At 64.1% G+C, this 14,170-nt stretch carries 13 protein-coding genes; 8 read left to right on the top strand and 5 right to left on the bottom strand.

What is annotated here, in order from left to right; genetic code table 11:
- Positions 1 to 176: 176 nt before the first annotated feature.
- Positions 177 to 419 (top strand): hypothetical protein, encoded by a 243-nt coding sequence (locus C7450_RS24795; protein ID WP_410369374.1) that lies wholly within the window; start codon positions 177 to 179, stop codon positions 417 to 419.
- 149 nt (positions 420 to 568) lie between these two features.
- Here C7450_RS24795 and C7450_RS24790 read toward each other — a convergent pair whose 3' ends face one another.
- Positions 569 to 778 (bottom strand): hypothetical protein, encoded by a 210-nt coding sequence (locus C7450_RS24790; protein WP_146227525.1) that lies wholly within the window; start codon positions 776 to 778, stop codon positions 569 to 571.
- 87 nt (positions 779 to 865) lie between these two features.
- Here C7450_RS24790 and C7450_RS33685 point away from each other — a divergent pair, with 87 nt between their 5' ends.
- From C7450_RS33685 to C7450_RS24775, 4 genes are all read left to right on the top strand, one after another.
- Positions 866 to 1,093: a hypothetical protein gene (locus C7450_RS33685; protein ID WP_146227523.1), complete on the top strand. Its 228-nt coding sequence runs from the start codon at positions 866 to 868 to the stop codon at positions 1,091 to 1,093.
- A 66-nt stretch (positions 1,094 to 1,159) separates the two neighbouring features.
- Positions 1,160 to 1,903 (top strand): response regulator, encoded by a 744-nt coding sequence (locus tag C7450_RS24785; RefSeq protein WP_110377139.1) that lies wholly within the window; start codon positions 1,160 to 1,162, stop codon positions 1,901 to 1,903.
- On the top strand, positions 1,900 to 3,435 hold the full coding sequence (locus C7450_RS24780) for an ATP-binding protein (RefSeq protein ID WP_146227506.1): 1,536 nt from the start codon (positions 1,900 to 1,902) through the stop codon (positions 3,433 to 3,435). Before C7450_RS24785 ends, C7450_RS24780 begins: the two co-directional genes overlap by 4 nt.
- Positions 3,436 to 4,052: 617 nt before the next feature.
- Positions 4,053 to 4,487 (top strand): hypothetical protein, encoded by a 435-nt coding sequence (locus C7450_RS24775; RefSeq protein WP_110377137.1) that lies wholly within the window; start codon positions 4,053 to 4,055, stop codon positions 4,485 to 4,487.
- Positions 4,488 to 4,605: 118 nt separating this feature from the next.
- Here the strand turns inward: C7450_RS24775 and C7450_RS24770 are convergent, their stop codons facing one another.
- A complete protein-coding gene (locus C7450_RS24770) occupies positions 4,606 to 6,093 on the bottom strand; it encodes a DUF1254 domain-containing protein (RefSeq protein ID WP_110377136.1) in 1,488 nt (495 codons plus the stop codon).
- 138 nt (positions 6,094 to 6,231) lie between these two features.
- Between C7450_RS24770 and C7450_RS24765 the strand changes: the two genes are divergently transcribed.
- On the top strand, positions 6,232 to 7,296 hold the full coding sequence (locus tag C7450_RS24765; RefSeq protein ID WP_110377135.1) for an AraC family transcriptional regulator: 1,065 nt from the start codon (positions 6,232 to 6,234) through the stop codon (positions 7,294 to 7,296).
- 29 nt (positions 7,297 to 7,325) lie between these two features.
- Here C7450_RS24765 and C7450_RS24760 read toward each other — a convergent pair whose 3' ends face one another.
- On the bottom strand, positions 7,326 to 8,543 hold the full coding sequence (locus tag C7450_RS24760) for an ROK family transcriptional regulator (RefSeq protein WP_110377134.1): 1,218 nt from the start codon (positions 8,541 to 8,543) through the stop codon (positions 7,326 to 7,328).
- 271 nt (positions 8,544 to 8,814) lie between these two features.
- On the opposite strand from C7450_RS24760, the gene C7450_RS24755 reads away from it, so the two are divergent.
- Both C7450_RS24755 and C7450_RS24750 read left to right on the top strand, forming a co-directional pair.
- Positions 8,815 to 10,050, top strand: coding sequence for a Gfo/Idh/MocA family protein (locus C7450_RS24755; RefSeq protein ID WP_110377220.1), 1,236 nt, complete (start codon positions 8,815 to 8,817; stop codon positions 10,048 to 10,050).
- Between the two features lie 166 nt (positions 10,051 to 10,216).
- Entirely contained in the window at positions 10,217 to 11,125 is a 909-nt protein-coding gene (locus C7450_RS24750) for a ribokinase (protein WP_110377133.1), read from the top strand.
- 410 nt (positions 11,126 to 11,535) lie between these two features.
- Here the strand turns inward: C7450_RS24750 and C7450_RS24745 are convergent, their stop codons facing one another.
- Both C7450_RS24745 and C7450_RS24735 read right to left on the bottom strand, forming a co-directional pair.
- Positions 11,536 to 12,981 carry an NAD-dependent succinate-semialdehyde dehydrogenase gene (locus C7450_RS24745; protein ID WP_110377132.1) on the bottom strand — a complete coding sequence of 482 codons (1,446 nt, stop codon included), beginning with the start codon at positions 12,979 to 12,981 and terminating at the stop codon, positions 11,536 to 11,538.
- An 806-nt stretch (positions 12,982 to 13,787) separates the two neighbouring features.
- Complete coding sequence (locus tag C7450_RS24735; protein ID WP_146227503.1) at positions 13,788 to 14,000, bottom strand: hypothetical protein; 213 nt, start codon at positions 13,998 to 14,000, stop codon at positions 13,788 to 13,790.
- Between the last annotated feature and the right edge of the window lie 170 nt (positions 14,001 to 14,170).

The following is a 14,170-nucleotide window of genomic DNA, read 5'->3' as shown; positions in this document are numbered from 1 at the left end:
ACGGAAGCTCGCCCCCTCGACTGTCGACGATCGTGAAGGGACGCCTGACGGCTCCTGTCCTGGTCTGTTTCCATTTTTGGCCACCTATGTCCCGCCCGTCCGGCTTCGGCCGGCGTAGGCTCGGCCCGGACTTTTCCCCTGCGGGTTATGAAGGTTGAATCATGTGGCAAGCGTGGATGCGGCTATCACGTGACGTGACGCTCCTGAGTTTCGAGGCCCAGGAAGTCATCGCTTTGCGAATGCTGCGGTTGGCGGGTGGCGGCCCGGTTGCGGAGGCGGAAGTGAACCGGATGGTCGACGAGAAAGTCACGGCCTTCGTCGAAGTTGCCGCCACGATCGCGACCGGCGGTGCGGCTGAACATGTGGTCAGCAAATTGCGGCGCAAGGTGCGCGCCAACGGCCGGCGGTTGCGGCGCTGACATCGGGATGAGGCATCTGGCGATCGGGCACTTGCCTGTGGCCGATCTGTCAAACGGACGCGGGCTACTTTGGTCGACCTTGGCTCACGCGCAAGCTGCGAGTCGCAAGCCGGACGGGAGACCGCGGGACGCTTTGTCTTGGAGACGTCCTATCTGGTACCGCAGACGAGCCGCTTTTCCAGTCTGCTCGCCGATGATCTTGCCGTTTGGACCCGTCCGGTCACCGGATCGCGATAGCTTGTGACGGCGCAATCGCTGGCGAGGGTCACCATGCGACCATCACGCGCACCGAACAGCACGGCGAGACCGCCCCACAGGATCACACCAGCGGCAATGGCACAGGCCCAGCCCCCGATCATGGCCGATTTCCGTTTGAGAGACGGCCAGGAGCGGTCGATGTTGGGCGATACCGTCGATTTTGTGCAAAGGCTGAAAACAAATGACATGTGATCGAGACGCCTCATGCCCGTAACGGGCTGGAAAACTGGCGCTCGGTCTCGGAAGATGCGGGCGGGCTCTCCCGAGCGCCCTGTTCCGGAAATGCGTTGCAACTGGGGAGTTTTCACGGCATCTCCGGCATAGAGCCCGAGCAGGACCTGTGTAGCGGCTGCAAGGCCATGGGCGATGACATGGAAGTTTCGGTTTGTAACGAAGCGTTACAGAAATCCGCTTGATGCTGCGTTTGCGTATCTCTTAAGAAGCGCGTACCGCCTGATCTACAGCGCGAAGGAGCATGGCGCATGTCGGCGACCGCTGCCCAGCCCCATGTATTGATCGTTGATGACGACCCGCAGATTCGTGGAATGCTGGTGCGCTTTCTGGCCGATCATGGCCTGCGCACCACCGAGGCCGCGAACGGCGAGCGCATGTTCGCGGCGCTCGCCGGCGGGCGTTTTGACATCATTGTTCTCGACATCATGATGCCGGGCGAGGACGGTCTCTCCCTCTGCCGACGGCTGCGTGCGGACAATGCGGTGCCCATCGTTCTCCTGACGGCGATGAATCACGATGCGGATCGCATCGTCGGCCTGGAGCTTGGCGCTGACGATTACGTCAGCAAGCCTTTCAATCCACGCGAACTGCTGGCCCGTATCCGCGCCATTTTGCGGCGCATGCAGGGCGCCGGCCCGGTCAGCGACGCCCAGGGACCCGGTCGCGGCGGCTTTACCTTTTCCGGCTGGCGGCTTGATGCCTCGCATCGCACCCTGCATTCGCCCGAGGGTGTGCTGACGGACCTCACATCAGGTGAGTTCGACCTGCTTTTGGCCTTTGTCGAGCATCCGGAGCGTGTCTTGAGCCGCGACCAACTGCTCGATCTCGCCCATGGGCGGGTCGGACAACTGTTCGATCGCAGCATCGATGTGCAGATCAGCCGTCTGCGCCGCAAGATCGAGGTCGATCCGCAGGATCCACAGCTCATCAAGACCGTCCGCAGCGGTGGCTATATCTTCACCAGCGCGGTCATGCGGGGCGACGGTCCGTGAGCTTGTGGCGCCGGCTGTCAGCGACCAGTCTGGCGACGCGTATCGGTATAGCGGTCACGCTGACGCTCGCGGCCGTGCAGATCGTCAATATCGTGGCGTTTCTGCTCGTGCCCCGTCCCCACCTCACCCTCTTCCAGGCCGGCTGGATTGCCGATGCCGCGATCGAGGCCTATGACCTTGCGCGGCGGACGCGGCCCGAAGCCCGCGTTGCGGCGCTTGAGGCCTTGCCAACGGCGCAATGGCTGCAATTTTCCGTCGACGATCGTCCTCCGGCGCCGCCGCCGCCGCCTTTGTCCCTCTGGCAACCCTGGGACTGGTTTGGCGGCGCCCGACCGCCCCCGCCGCAGGGGCAGCCCTTCGAACAGGAGGCGCGGTGGCCCTTTGATCGGCTGCTCCTGTTGCTGCGCGCGGGGCTCGACGGCAAGGCTCTCCCGGTTATCCTCACGCTGGACCCGCCCGACAGCGAAGGTGGCGGCTTTGGCCCCCCGTCGATCAGCGTGATTCCCCCAGGTGCCGACGCCCTGCCGGCATCGCCCAATATGGCCGTTGCGCGTGACACGGTGCTGCCACCAAGCTTTGTGATCGGCTTGCCGCTGGAGAGCGATGCCGGCCGCAACTGGTTCACGGTGCAGCCGAAGGAGGGCTCGTTCCGAAACCGCTTCTTCGAGTGGAACCGACTTCGCACGCTCGCGCTGTTCGTCTTGAGCCTTGTCATCATTGCCGTGCTCTCGGTGTGGATGGCGCGCAGCATGCTGAAGCCCCTCCGCCGGCTTGCCACCGCGGCGGAACGGCTCGGCCGGGAGCGGGCCATGACACCGATCGAGCCACCGCCGATCCGCGAATTCGCCGCCATTGCACGGGCCTTCAACGATATGCAGGTGCGCCTGAAGCGTTTCGTCGACGAGCGCACGATGCTTCTGGCCGCCATCTCCCATGACCTGCGCACGCCGCTGACGCGGCTGCGCCTGGTGGCCGAGTATCTCGACGACCCGGCGCAGCGTCGGCAGGTGATGTCAGATATCGCCGAGATGGAAACCATGGTCGAGGCGACGCTGACCTTCGCCAGCGAGGAGGCCAAGCGCGAGGATCATCGCCCCGTCGATATCGCCTCGCTCTTGATCAGTCTCTGCGATGACGTCACGGACGACGGAGGGGAGGCCCGGTATGTCGGGCCGGACCACGCCACGGGCCGTTGCCAGCCTGTGGCCATGCGTCGTGCGCTGGCCAATATCATCCGCAACGGTGTCAAATATGGTGGGGCCGTGACCGTCAGCCTCGTTGTGGCGCCGAAGACGATGAAAGTGCTGATCGAGGACAATGGGCCGGGCATCGCACCGGAGGACGTCGAACGGGCGTTCGCCCCGTTCCAGCGGCTGGAGACGTCGCGGAGTCGGGAGACGGGGGGCACCGGACTTGGGCTGACAATTGCCCGCGACATCATCAGCGGACATGGGGGCAACATCGTTCTCGAACCCCGGAACCCCGGCCAGGTCCCCGTCGGACTGAGAGTTTCCGTGACGCTGCCGCGCTAATCCACAGCTTTACCCCAGCCTTGTACCAGATCAAAGGAAGTTGAAAAGGTACAAGAGGATAATGACGGATACGGGGACGCCTAGAATCCAGAGAATGATACCACGCATTTCTGCCACCTTTCGTCGTGTCTCGTTATCGACAATCAGCCATCCCGCGTTTTTGTTCCGGATAGGATTCGAGCGGGGCGATAGTCTGTTGTGGCTGCCCGTTGTGCGTTCTATGTTTCCACGCAAGCTCCGCAGGCACGCGATGACCAGGCGCCGGTGCGGGCTGGTCCCTGCGCGGTAAAATCCGGGGCGCGGCGTAGGCAGAAGGCCGTTTGGGCAAAACGCCGTGTGGGTGAGTGGGGATAACCTCCTCCGGAGAGGGGGCACAGGCCCGCAGGGCGCCGGATGTTGCCCAAGGTGCTTACACTTTCGGCCGTGATGCTCTAAGGACAAGGCATATGCGCCATCAAGACGAGTGATCGTCGCGATGTCCGATGACATGTTATGGCCTTGCGACTATCTCAGTTTCGTCCCGATTCGCTGTCAGCGGACATTCCATCGCCTTGGTGCCGGTGTCCCGCCGTCGCCGAATTCCTTCCAGTAGATCGTACCCTCGTGGGAGCGTAACCATGACCAATGTTCCGCCAAATTCCGAGGACCAATCGAGCAGCGTCGCGGCTCTCGGCCTGCGTTGGGCTGCGTTGCGCGGCATGCTTGCGTCCCCGCTGATCAACGCCGACGATCAGAAGTCGCTGCGCGATGACCTGCTGCGCGAACTGCGTACCGTTGAGCGTTCCATCGGTAGCATCGAGGCCCGCAACACCTTTGAGGTGTCGGCCAAGATCGACGTGATAAAGGAAGCTTTGAAGCATATCGGCTTTGGCGATACCGGCTGGGGCCAGGACCTGCTCGAGAGCATTCGCCGCGATGTGATGAACATGGCGCATTCCGTCGCCAAGAACGATCCGCGCCAGCCCGGGCATCCGATGCGCCCCGTGGGCCGCAGCATGGAAACACCCACGCCGGGGCCCGCCCCTCAACAGCAGCCGCGCTCGGAAAGCTGAGGCAGGCTCAGCGGACCGGGGACGGCCTTGGTCTCTCGACCGCATAGCCATGCGAAGAATGCGAAGGCCACCCCGGGCGGACCAGGGTGGCCTTTTCCGTTTCCGCTTACGTCAGGATTTATTGGGCGCCAACCGGCTGGATGCCAGCCTTCGTCACCGCCGGTGGATTCCACCGCCCGGTCAGGGCGGCCGGCTTGGGTGCGTAGAGACGCATGGTCAGGTTGAACGGTCCCTTCGGCGCGGGGAGCCAATTGTTCTCTTTACCAGGCCCGGGGTTGTCGTTCTGGAAGTAGAGATCGAGGGAGCCGTCCGGGTTGTAAACCAGCGGCATCCAACTGCTGAGGGCAAAGCGGTTCATCGTGTTGGCGACCTGGAAGCCCTCGTTGTCATAGAGGGTGACCGACCAGAAGGCATTGACCGGCGGTATGTCCTCCTTGTCGAAGTGGAGCACATAGCGATCGGCCCCCGTGAGCGGTGCTCCCGTGGAATCGCCGAGATTGATCGGATAGATCGCATCTTCCGGCAGATTGGCCCCGAGTCCGAGTTGGGTGACGATGGCCCGCTTCAGATAGTAGTTTCCATAGACGCCCATCGTGTTGGTATTCATCGACCATCCATTGACGACGGTCGCGAGGCTTTTGAGCTTCCAGTCCATCAGCGCCCTCGCCTGGGCCGGCACCGCCTCCAATGCCTTGCGCATGGCGGGGTCCAGACTCGCCATGTCGAAGCTCTTGCCGGGGACGATGCCGATCTTCTTGAGATTGGCGATCATCGGCTCGTCAGTGATATGCGGCCTCTGCACCTTCATCAGCTCGGCGGCGTAGCTGAAGAAGCGTTCAGCCGACATCGTATCGACCTGTATCTTAGGCGGTGTCTTCATGTCGACGCTCGGGTCGATGTTGACCTTGACGGGTTGCGGCTCACGGCCCCATTGGGACAAGGGCGTGATCTTGAAGCCGGCCTGGATCTTGTGGACCGCATCATAGTCCGCTGGTCCGTCCGTCTTGGTCCGTCCGATCACCCAGACATAAGGGGTCGGCGAATCAATGCGCTGGGTGCCTGCCGGCAGCTTGAATTCTTCGACGAAGCGATCCCGGAGATCGGGCCGCCAATCCTGGGGCGCCACGAGGAAATGGCCTTCCGCGGTCCCGGTGGTGCGCCAGCCCGGCGACGCAAACACGTCGGTCCACATGTCGAGCATGGGCAACAGATAATAGCGCCCGCCTGTGTCCGGGACCGAGATGACGACGGGCTCCTTGAGGAGATCGAGCCACGCGCTCGAATACAGCGTGTCAAAGTTGGGCCTGACGACGCCACGGAAATTGGCGGGGGGATACTCGCCGATGTTCACGAACGTGTTCATCGGCCCTTTGCCGAGTTCCTTGCCGGCTTCCATGTTGGTGGACTGCAGCCGCGTCACGTCCATGGTAATCAGCGAATAGAAATAGGTGTAGGCGTCCACACCTATGGCCCGCGCCTCTTCCGGAGTAAGGGCGACGTCCGCGGCTTTCACCGTATGGGAAAATCCGACCCCTGCCGTCAGGGCGATGGTCGCAGCCAGAATCTGAAATGGTCCACCAACACCGCGTTCAATACGACACAACATGGAAGTCTCCCTGGTGCCCTCGTTTCACTCTTCGGGGCATGCTCTACAGCGCTCATCAATCTCAGATCGGCTGCCAGATGCTTGACAAAGCGGGACGTAAATTTGACCTTGTGGCCCATACTGGGCTGAGTACCATCCATGTCGGAAACGCCGCTTTATCGGGCAGGTCTGGGTCATATTGTCCCCCCCGGCTATATCCGGATCGGGACGTCCATCACATTGCCCGCGGTGCTGGAAAGACTCGGGTTTTCAAGTGAGGTGCTCTGTCGCGAGGAAGGGGTGCACCCCGATATCTTTGGGCACCCCGACAACACCATGCCCTATGACCATTTTTGCCGTTTCCTGAGCCGGTGCGTACGCGAAACAGGCCGCGACGATCTCGGTCTTTTGATCTGCGAGACGACCGGTCCTTCATCACTCGGGCTTGTCGGCTTCCTGCTGCAGCAGGCTCCCGATGTCGGGAGCGCGCTTGCCGATCTCGTCCGCTACCTCCGTCACAGCGACCGCGGCGCGTTCACCTTTCTCAACCGCAGCAAGGATGTGGTGAGCCTCGGTTATGTGATCTACGACGGCGATGCACCCGGCGCGGCGCAAGTTTACGATGGCGCGATCGCGATCGGGCGCAACATGATGAAGGCTCTTTGCGGTCCGCGCTGGACGCCGACCGAGGTTTGGCTGGCGCGACCGAAGTCTGCATCCACAACACGGTACGAGCGATTCTTCGATGCGCCGGTCCGCTTCGAGGCCGAATATAGCGCCCTTGTCTTCTCCGGATTCTGGCTGGACACGCCCTTACCCAACGCTGATCCCGCGCTGCGGGCCATGCTCAAGGAGCAGATCGACCTCCTGGAGCGTGAGGACGGCGGCACTCTCTCTGAGCAGGTCCGACGCCTCCTGCGGACGGTGCTTCTCACCCGGCGCGGTTCCCTTGATGACGTACGCCTTGGTCTGCATATGACGCGCAAGACCCTGTCGCGCCACCTAGCAGCCGAAGGGACGACGTTCACGAAGCTGTCGGACGAGATGCGCTTTGAGGTTGCGCGGCATCTGCTCCGCAATACCTCCATGCCCATGAGCGGCGTCACCGCCGCTCTTGATTATTCCGAGGCCAGCGCGTTCTCGCGGGCCTTCAAGCAATGGTCCGGAGTATCTCCGACAGAATGGCGCAGGCAAAACAGACCCCCGCCGCCGCTGCAGGCCTGACGTTTCTGACGTAGCGGGACACATAGGCGCTAGGGATCGCCGTCCGCGCCGCCGACAGTCGGCAGGGACAGATCACCCGGCTTCACGTCGAGCCCGAACAAACTGTTGTGCAGGTCTGTCAGGGCGGCACCGATGGCGCCGATCAGCGCGGCGCGGTTGCCGATCCGGCTGATGGCGAGCCGCGGCGGAACGTGCCCGCAACGGGCGAGGTGATGGCGGATGCGCTCGAACAGCTCGGTCCTGACGCCGATACTGCCGCCGAGAACGATGACTTCCGGGTCTATCAGCGCCTGTACGGCGATCAAGGCCGGCGCGATCAGCCGGGCCGTTTCGTCGATCGTTACGGCGGCGATCGCGTCCCCCGCCTCGAGGGCCGTGAAGATCTCCCGCACGGTTGTGCCGGCGGTGCCGCCATAGTCGCGGTAGCGATCGGCAATACCCTTGCTGCCGACGGCGGTTTCCAGCGTTCCGAGCATGAAGCCCCTGGGATCATAGGGGTCGCCGCCGATGGGCAGATAGGCGATTTCGCCGGCGGCTCCGCGGGCGCCACGCAGCAGCTTGCCGTCGGCGACGATGCCCATGCCGATGCCGGTGCCGAGCGCGATGAAGGCGAAGGTGCCCGCACCCGCGCCGTGGCCCTGCCATTGTTCGCCCTTCACGGCGAGATTGACGTCATTCTCGATGGCGATGGTGATGCCAAGGCGCTCACGCAAGGCGCCCGCCACGTCGATGCGATCGACCCCCGGGATATTCGGCGCCACATGGATGGCGCCGCTCTCGGGATCGACCACACCGGGCGTGCCCATCACGCCGAAGCGCAGGCCTGCGGCGGGCACGCCCGCCCGCGCGGCAAGACGGCGGGCGAGGGCGGCGATCTGCTCCACCACATGAAGCCCGCCGCGCAGATCGGTCGGCACTTCTTCTTCCGCCAGCACGGCGCCGGCGAGATCGGCGACTGCCATGCGGAGCTTGGTGCCGCCGAGATCCATGCCGAGGACGAAGGCCGCCCTGTTGTTGATCTCGTAGGTCACGGCGCTGCGCCCGAGCACACCCTGCGTGCGTCCGCGCTCGCGCAGCCAGCCGTCGTCCTCCAGTTCGCGCACCACTTCGGATATGGTCTGTTTCGACAGGCCGGTGATCTTGGCGATCTGCGCGCGCGAGATCGGCCCTTCATCGAGCAAGGCCTGAATGACGGTGCGCAGCGAGATCTGCCTGGCGACAGGCGTGGACGGTGCGTCGGTTGCCAAGACGACCTCGCGAGCAATGAGCCGGATCCATAATGTCTGGGAGGTTGACTAAATTACCGGCGACCGCGCGTCAACTCGCCGGCCATGTCGCGGGGATATGGCCGCGATGCGGCTGAAACACGCAAGTTTCGGTTGCATTCGTCAGGGAGCTTTACAAAGATAGCAGGAGCTCGATCCGTCTCCGACGTAACTCGGCTTCGCTGTCCTGAAGCGTCGGGATAGGGGGCTGGCAATAAACGCCGCTGAAATGCGCCTTCCCGAGGAAACCGGCATGAACCTTTCCGTCATTCCCACGCTGCGAATCGGTTTCATCGGCTCCGGCTTCATTGCGCGCTTTCATCTGCAGGCGCTGACGGGTGTGCGCAACGTGGTCGTTGCTGGCGTCTACAGCCCGCGCGCCACGCGCCGCGAGAGCTTCGCCGCGCTGGCGGAAAGCCTCGATCTCGGGCCTTGCGAGGCCTTCGACAGCCTGGAGGCGATGCTCGCCTCGGGCGCGATCGACGCGGTATGGATCACCACGCCGAATCATACGCGGCTTGCGACCATGCGTGCCATCCATGCCGCGGTGAAGGAGGGGCGCGCGCCGCTGCGGGCGGTTGCCTGCGAGAAGCCGCTCGCCCGGACGCTGCGGGAGGCGCGGGAGATGCTGGCGTTGGCCGAGGATGCGGGGCTCATCCACGGCTATCTCGAGAACCAGTTGTTCTCCACCGCCGTGCAGCGCGGCCGCGACATCATCTGGCGGCGTGCCGTGCCGGCGACCGGGCGACCTTATCTCGCGCGCGCGGCGGAGGAACACGCCGGTCCGCACGAGCCCTGGTTCTGGCAGGGCGAGAAGCAGGGCGGCGGCGTGCTCTCTGACATGATGTGCCACAGCGTCGAGGTGGGGCGTTTCCTCCTGACGGCGCCCGATGAGCCGCGCGATGCGCTCAAGCTCGTCTCGGTCAATGCGACCGTCGCCAATCTCAAATGGACCCGGCCCGGCTATGCGGCGAAACTTGCCGCGGCCATGCCCGGGGTGGACTACGTCAATCGCCCCGCGGAGGACTTCGCGCGGGGGATCCTCACCTTCGCTGGCCCCGATGGCGAAACCGCCATGGTGGAAGCGACCACCTCCTGGGCCTATGTTGGGCCGGGGCTGCGCATCACGCTCGAATTGCTCGGTCCGGAATATGCGATGGAGTTCTCCTCACTGAACACCGGGCTCAAGGTGTTCCTCTCGCGCGCCGTGGAGGGCGATGCCGGCGAGGATCTCGTCGAGAAGCAGAACGCCGAGCAGGGCCTGATGCCCGTGCTCGACGACGAGGCCGGCATCTACGGCTATACGCTGGAGAACCGCTATTTCGTCGACTGCTTCCGCCGCGGCGTCATGCCTTTCGAGACCTTCCGCGACGGCGTCGCGGTGGTCGAGATGCTGATGGCGCTCTACCGCTCCTCCGAACTCGGCCGCACCGTCGAATTGCCGGATCCTGCGCTCGAGGACTACGTGCCGGTGGTGGCAAGGGGATAGGGGCAGCCTGAGCCAAAGGGAAGTTTCCGAGCAAGGTCGCGCTGGCGCAGAGCGCGGACAGGCAGGCCTCCTCGTCCATCCCAGCAATCCGTGCCACACTCCCGGCGAATCGCGGCAGGCGGCGCGGATATCCGTTGGTCCGCGTTCAAGCTTTCAGGGAGCGCCCATGATCGTCGTCTTTGGCTCGGTGAACATCGATCTCGTCAGCAAGGTCGAGCGCTTTCCCCATCCCGGCGAGACCATTGCCGGGGCCGACCATGTGGTGGCGGCGGGCGGCAAGGGCGCGAACCAGGCGCTCGCGGCCCGGCGCATGGGAGCCGAGGTCGCCTTCATCGGCGCGGTCGGGACGGATAGCTTCGCGGATCTCGCATTGGCGCATCTGCATGCGGATGGCGTCCATCTCGACCGTGTGGTGACCGTGGATGGTGTGAGCGGCACGGCTTTCATCACTGTCGATGCGGCGGGCGAGAACCAGATCGTGCTGTCACCCGGGGCCAATGCGCATGTGAGGGCCTCCGCCCTGGAGGACGTCGTCGCCGGGCCGGGCGACAGCCTGATCGTCCAGGGCGAGGTCTCGATGACCGAGACCGAAAAGGCGCTGGTATGGGCCAAGGGGCGCGGACTCACGCGCATCTTCAACCTGGCGCCAGCGCGGCCGGTTTCCGCGCGGCTGTTGTCCCTCGTCGATATCCTGATCGTGAACGAGGAGGAACTGCGCCAGGTCGCCCAGCGCTCCGGGGTGCACGGCGGAGCGAGTGATGTGGTCGAGACATTGGCCGCTGATCTCGGCCTCGGCGTCGTCGTGACGCTGGGGGCCCAGGGGGCGATGGCCCAAGTGGAAGGGCAGGCGGCGCGTTGCCCGGGTTTTCCTGTCGATCCCGTCGATACGACCGGGGCGGGTGACGCCTTCGTGGGCGCCTTCGTGGCGGCGCTCGATGCCGGCCTGAGGCTGGAGATCGCCGTGCGCCAGGGATGCGCCGCCGGTGCGCTCGCCTGCCTCAAGCAGGGAGCACAGCCGAGCCTGCCGACCCGCGCTGCGGTCGATGCATTTCTCGACAAGCAGGAGCTGGTTTAGAGGCCAATCGATCGCGAAGGTTTGGCGCATCCCTCCCTGAAGGGGAGGGTGGCCTCGCGTCAGCGAGGTTGGGTGGGGCTGCGAGGCCGAGAGTCATACGCTGCTGACTAGAGGGTCCGTCTGTTGCGGACTTGCTCCGCTCATAAATTGACGAGCAAAATCATCGACTTGGATTGAATCGGCTGATTCAATCCAAGTCGGATTTGCTCCAGGTGGCAATTGTCGTCTGCTTTTGCCGGGTTCGCCACAGGCTGGACCCCACCCGGCGCCTGCGGCGCCACCCTCCCCTGAAGGGGAGGGATCAGCGCGACGGATGAGAGCAACCGAGCCTGAAGATCGCAACCAACGTGATGACGTCAGGCCCTGACCTCTGGCCGGACTTTGGGTCCGGTTCAGTTCGGTACAAGGGTTCAGCGGCCGACCTGGCTCACGAACTTGGTGTTGAGGTAAGCTTCCACCGCCTCGATGCCGCCCTCAGAGCCATAGCCGGAATCCTTGACGCCGCCGAAGGGCACTTCCGGCAGGGCGAGGCCGAGATGGTTGATGGTGATCATGCCGGTTTCCATGGCATCCGACACCGCTGCCATGCGCTCGCTGGAGCGCGTGAAGGCATAGCCGGCGAGGCCGAAGGGCAGGCGGTTCACTTCGGGCACGAGGGCGCCGAAATCCGAGAAGCGCGAGAACAGGGCGACCGGGCCGAAGGGCTCCTCATTCATGATGCGCATGGACGGTGTCACGTCCGTGAGCACGGTCGGCTCCAGGAAGTTGCCGGTGTTGCCGACACGCTTGCCGCCGGTGACGAGCGTCGCGCCGTTCTGCACGGCGTCGTTGATCAGCTCTTCCACCGCGAGGCGGCGGCGTTCGCTGACGAGCGGGCCCATGGTCGTCGACGGATCGAGCCCGTCGCCCACCTTCACCGCCTTGGCGCTGGCGACGAAGGTGTCCAGGAATTCGTCATAGGCACCGTCCTGCACGTAGAAGCGCGTGGGCGAGATGCAGACCTGGCCGGCGTTGCGGAACTTGGAGCCGGCCATGATCTTGCCGGCCTCGGCGACATTGGCGTCGTCGAACACCACGACCGGAGCATGGCCGCCGAGTTCCATGGTGGCCCGCTTCATATGCGTGCCCGCGAGCGCGGCGAGATGCTTGCCGACCGGGACGGAGCCGGTGAAGGACACCTTGCGGATGACGGGATGGGCGATGAGATAGGACGAGATTTCTGCCGGATCGCCATAGACCAGGTTGATGACGCCCGCCGGCAGGCCGGCATCGGCGAAGACGCGGATGAGTTCGGCCGGTGAGGCGGGGGTGTCTTCCGCGGCCTTCACGATGAAGGAACAGCCGGCAGCAAGGCCGGCGGCAATCTTGCGGGCTACCTGGCTGACCGGGAAATTCCACGGCGTGAAAGCGGCGACGGGGCCGACCGGTTCCTTGATGGCGAGTTGCTGCACGCCCGGCGCGCGGCCCGGAATGATGCGGCCGTAGGTGCGGCGGCCTTCCTCAGCGGCCCAGTCGATGACATCCGCCGAGGTCATCAGTTCACCCTTGGCCTCGGGGAGCGGCTTGCCTTGCTCCATCGTCAGCAGCGGCGCGATGGCATCCGCGCGTTCGCGCAGGATGTCGGCGGCGCGGCGAAGCAGCTTCGAGCGCTCTAAAGCCGAGACCTTGCGCCAGGTCTCGAAACCCTTCTGGGCCGCCTTCAGCGCCCGGTCGAGGTCCACTTTGTCGGCCTTGGCGAAGCTGCCGATGGCCTCACCCGTGGCGGGATTGAGCACCTGCAGGCTTTGCCCTTCCGTTCCCGGTGTCCAGGAGCCGTCAATGAAGAGCTGAACCTCGGGATAAGCGGGTGTGGTCATCGTTAGATACTCCAGGGATCAGGTCCGTGTCGTGGCCCGCAACCGGGCCTGAGCCCGACAGGCTATGCGAAATATACCGTCCGGCGTTGTGATAAACCCTTCATGCGCAGCGAGCCATGTCTTTTCGCGCAATGCACATCAGATGGATTGGCAGAGGTCGATGATCAATGGAGGTCGATGATCAATCGAGGCGCGATGATCGGTGGCGGCATGTGCCGTAGGGGTCAGTGGCCAGGCGTAGTCACGGTCACGGTTCGGACGGCTCTGCGGGGTGCCGCCCCCATGGGGAGGACGCATCCTGCGCGCCCTCACGGGAACCTGATGCGCTTCAAGCCGTTGAGTTAATAGCGCGATTGCGTTTGAGACCCACGCAGTCGTGCTGCGGCGCTCGCTCCCTCACTGTATGGGGCGGGCGCTTTGCTGTAGCGCCTCGCTGCGGCCGGAGTAGCTTGTCGAGCCTGCAGATCCAAATCGGTGCGTGGGGAATCCCTACAACCCCGTCGATTATGATTCGCCAGGGCTCTGTGGATCCGCCTTGGTTCTGCTCATCCCTATGGGCCGCAGTGCGCGCCAGCGTTGGCGCGCGTGTTGGTCCCTGGCGGCAACGAGATAGCGGAGGACGCCATCCAGCAGTTCGCTGGAATGCCCCTTGGCGCGGAGATCCGCAATGGCTGCGCGGTGGATACGTATCCGCGCCTGAACGGCGCTGATCGTGTCGGTGTCAGCCTCGACTCTGTGAATGTCGGGAACCATGGTGCACCTCCCAGCGTAATACGCATGGTAGCGTAAAAAGTTCCCTGCCACATTCAACGCATGTTTAAATTATCCGGCACGTGGCCGAGCTCAAGCGGGACCCCGGCCGCCAGCGAGCATTTCACGATCAGGTCGGCGATTTCGGCGTTCGTCAGGGGAGCATCGGGATATTCGGTACGGATCAAAGACACACCGCCGACGACCGACACGAAACTCCGGGCCTGGATGCCTGCAACGACGAGCTTTCGGATCTCCTCAATGATCAAATCCTCAGGCTCGGACCATTCTGTGCTGACCAACGTCTGTCCCTCTCGATGCCCTTGCCGTCGGCGCCCTTGCCCTCGGCACCCTTGCTCTCGATGCCCACCGCCTGTGACGCCCGTGTCGGCTGAGGCTGGGCAGGGAGCGGTTGAAGCCGCCCCTCGCGTTCCGCCGA

This window comes from Chelatococcus asaccharovorans, from assembly GCF_003201475.1.
Classification (GTDB): domain Bacteria; phylum Pseudomonadota; class Alphaproteobacteria; order Rhizobiales; family Beijerinckiaceae; genus Chelatococcus; species Chelatococcus asaccharovorans.
Note: the sequence above shows the minus strand (reverse complement) of the source record. Positions and strands in the feature narration are given on the sequence as shown.

Bases quoted from the DNA above. Each gene is read 5' to 3' on its own strand.
- C7450_RS24790 (WP_146227525.1), bottom strand. From the start codon at position 778: ATGATCGGGGGCTGGGCCTGTGCCATTGCCGCTGGTGTGATCCTGTGG.
- C7450_RS24770 (WP_110377136.1), bottom strand. From the start codon at position 6,093: ATGTTGTGTCGTATTGAACGCGGTGTTGGTGGACCATTTCAGATTCTG.
- C7450_RS24785 (WP_110377139.1), top strand. From the start codon at position 1,160: ATGTCGGCGACCGCTGCCCAGCCCCATGTATTGATCGTTGATGACGAC.
- C7450_RS24775 (WP_110377137.1), top strand. From the start codon at position 4,053: ATGACCAATGTTCCGCCAAATTCCGAGGACCAATCGAGCAGCGTCGCG.
- C7450_RS24795 (WP_410369374.1), top strand. From the start codon at position 177: ATGCGGCTATCACGTGACGTGACGCTCCTGAGTTTCGAGGCCCAGGAA.
- C7450_RS24765 (WP_110377135.1), top strand. From the start codon at position 6,232: ATGTCGGAAACGCCGCTTTATCGGGCAGGTCTGGGTCATATTGTCCCC.
- C7450_RS24755 (WP_110377220.1), top strand. From the start codon at position 8,815: ATGAACCTTTCCGTCATTCCCACGCTGCGAATCGGTTTCATCGGCTCC.
- C7450_RS24745 (WP_110377132.1), bottom strand. From the start codon at position 12,981: ATGACCACACCCGCTTATCCCGAGGTTCAGCTCTTCATTGACGGCTCC.
- C7450_RS24750 (WP_110377133.1), top strand. From the start codon at position 10,217: ATGATCGTCGTCTTTGGCTCGGTGAACATCGATCTCGTCAGCAAGGTC.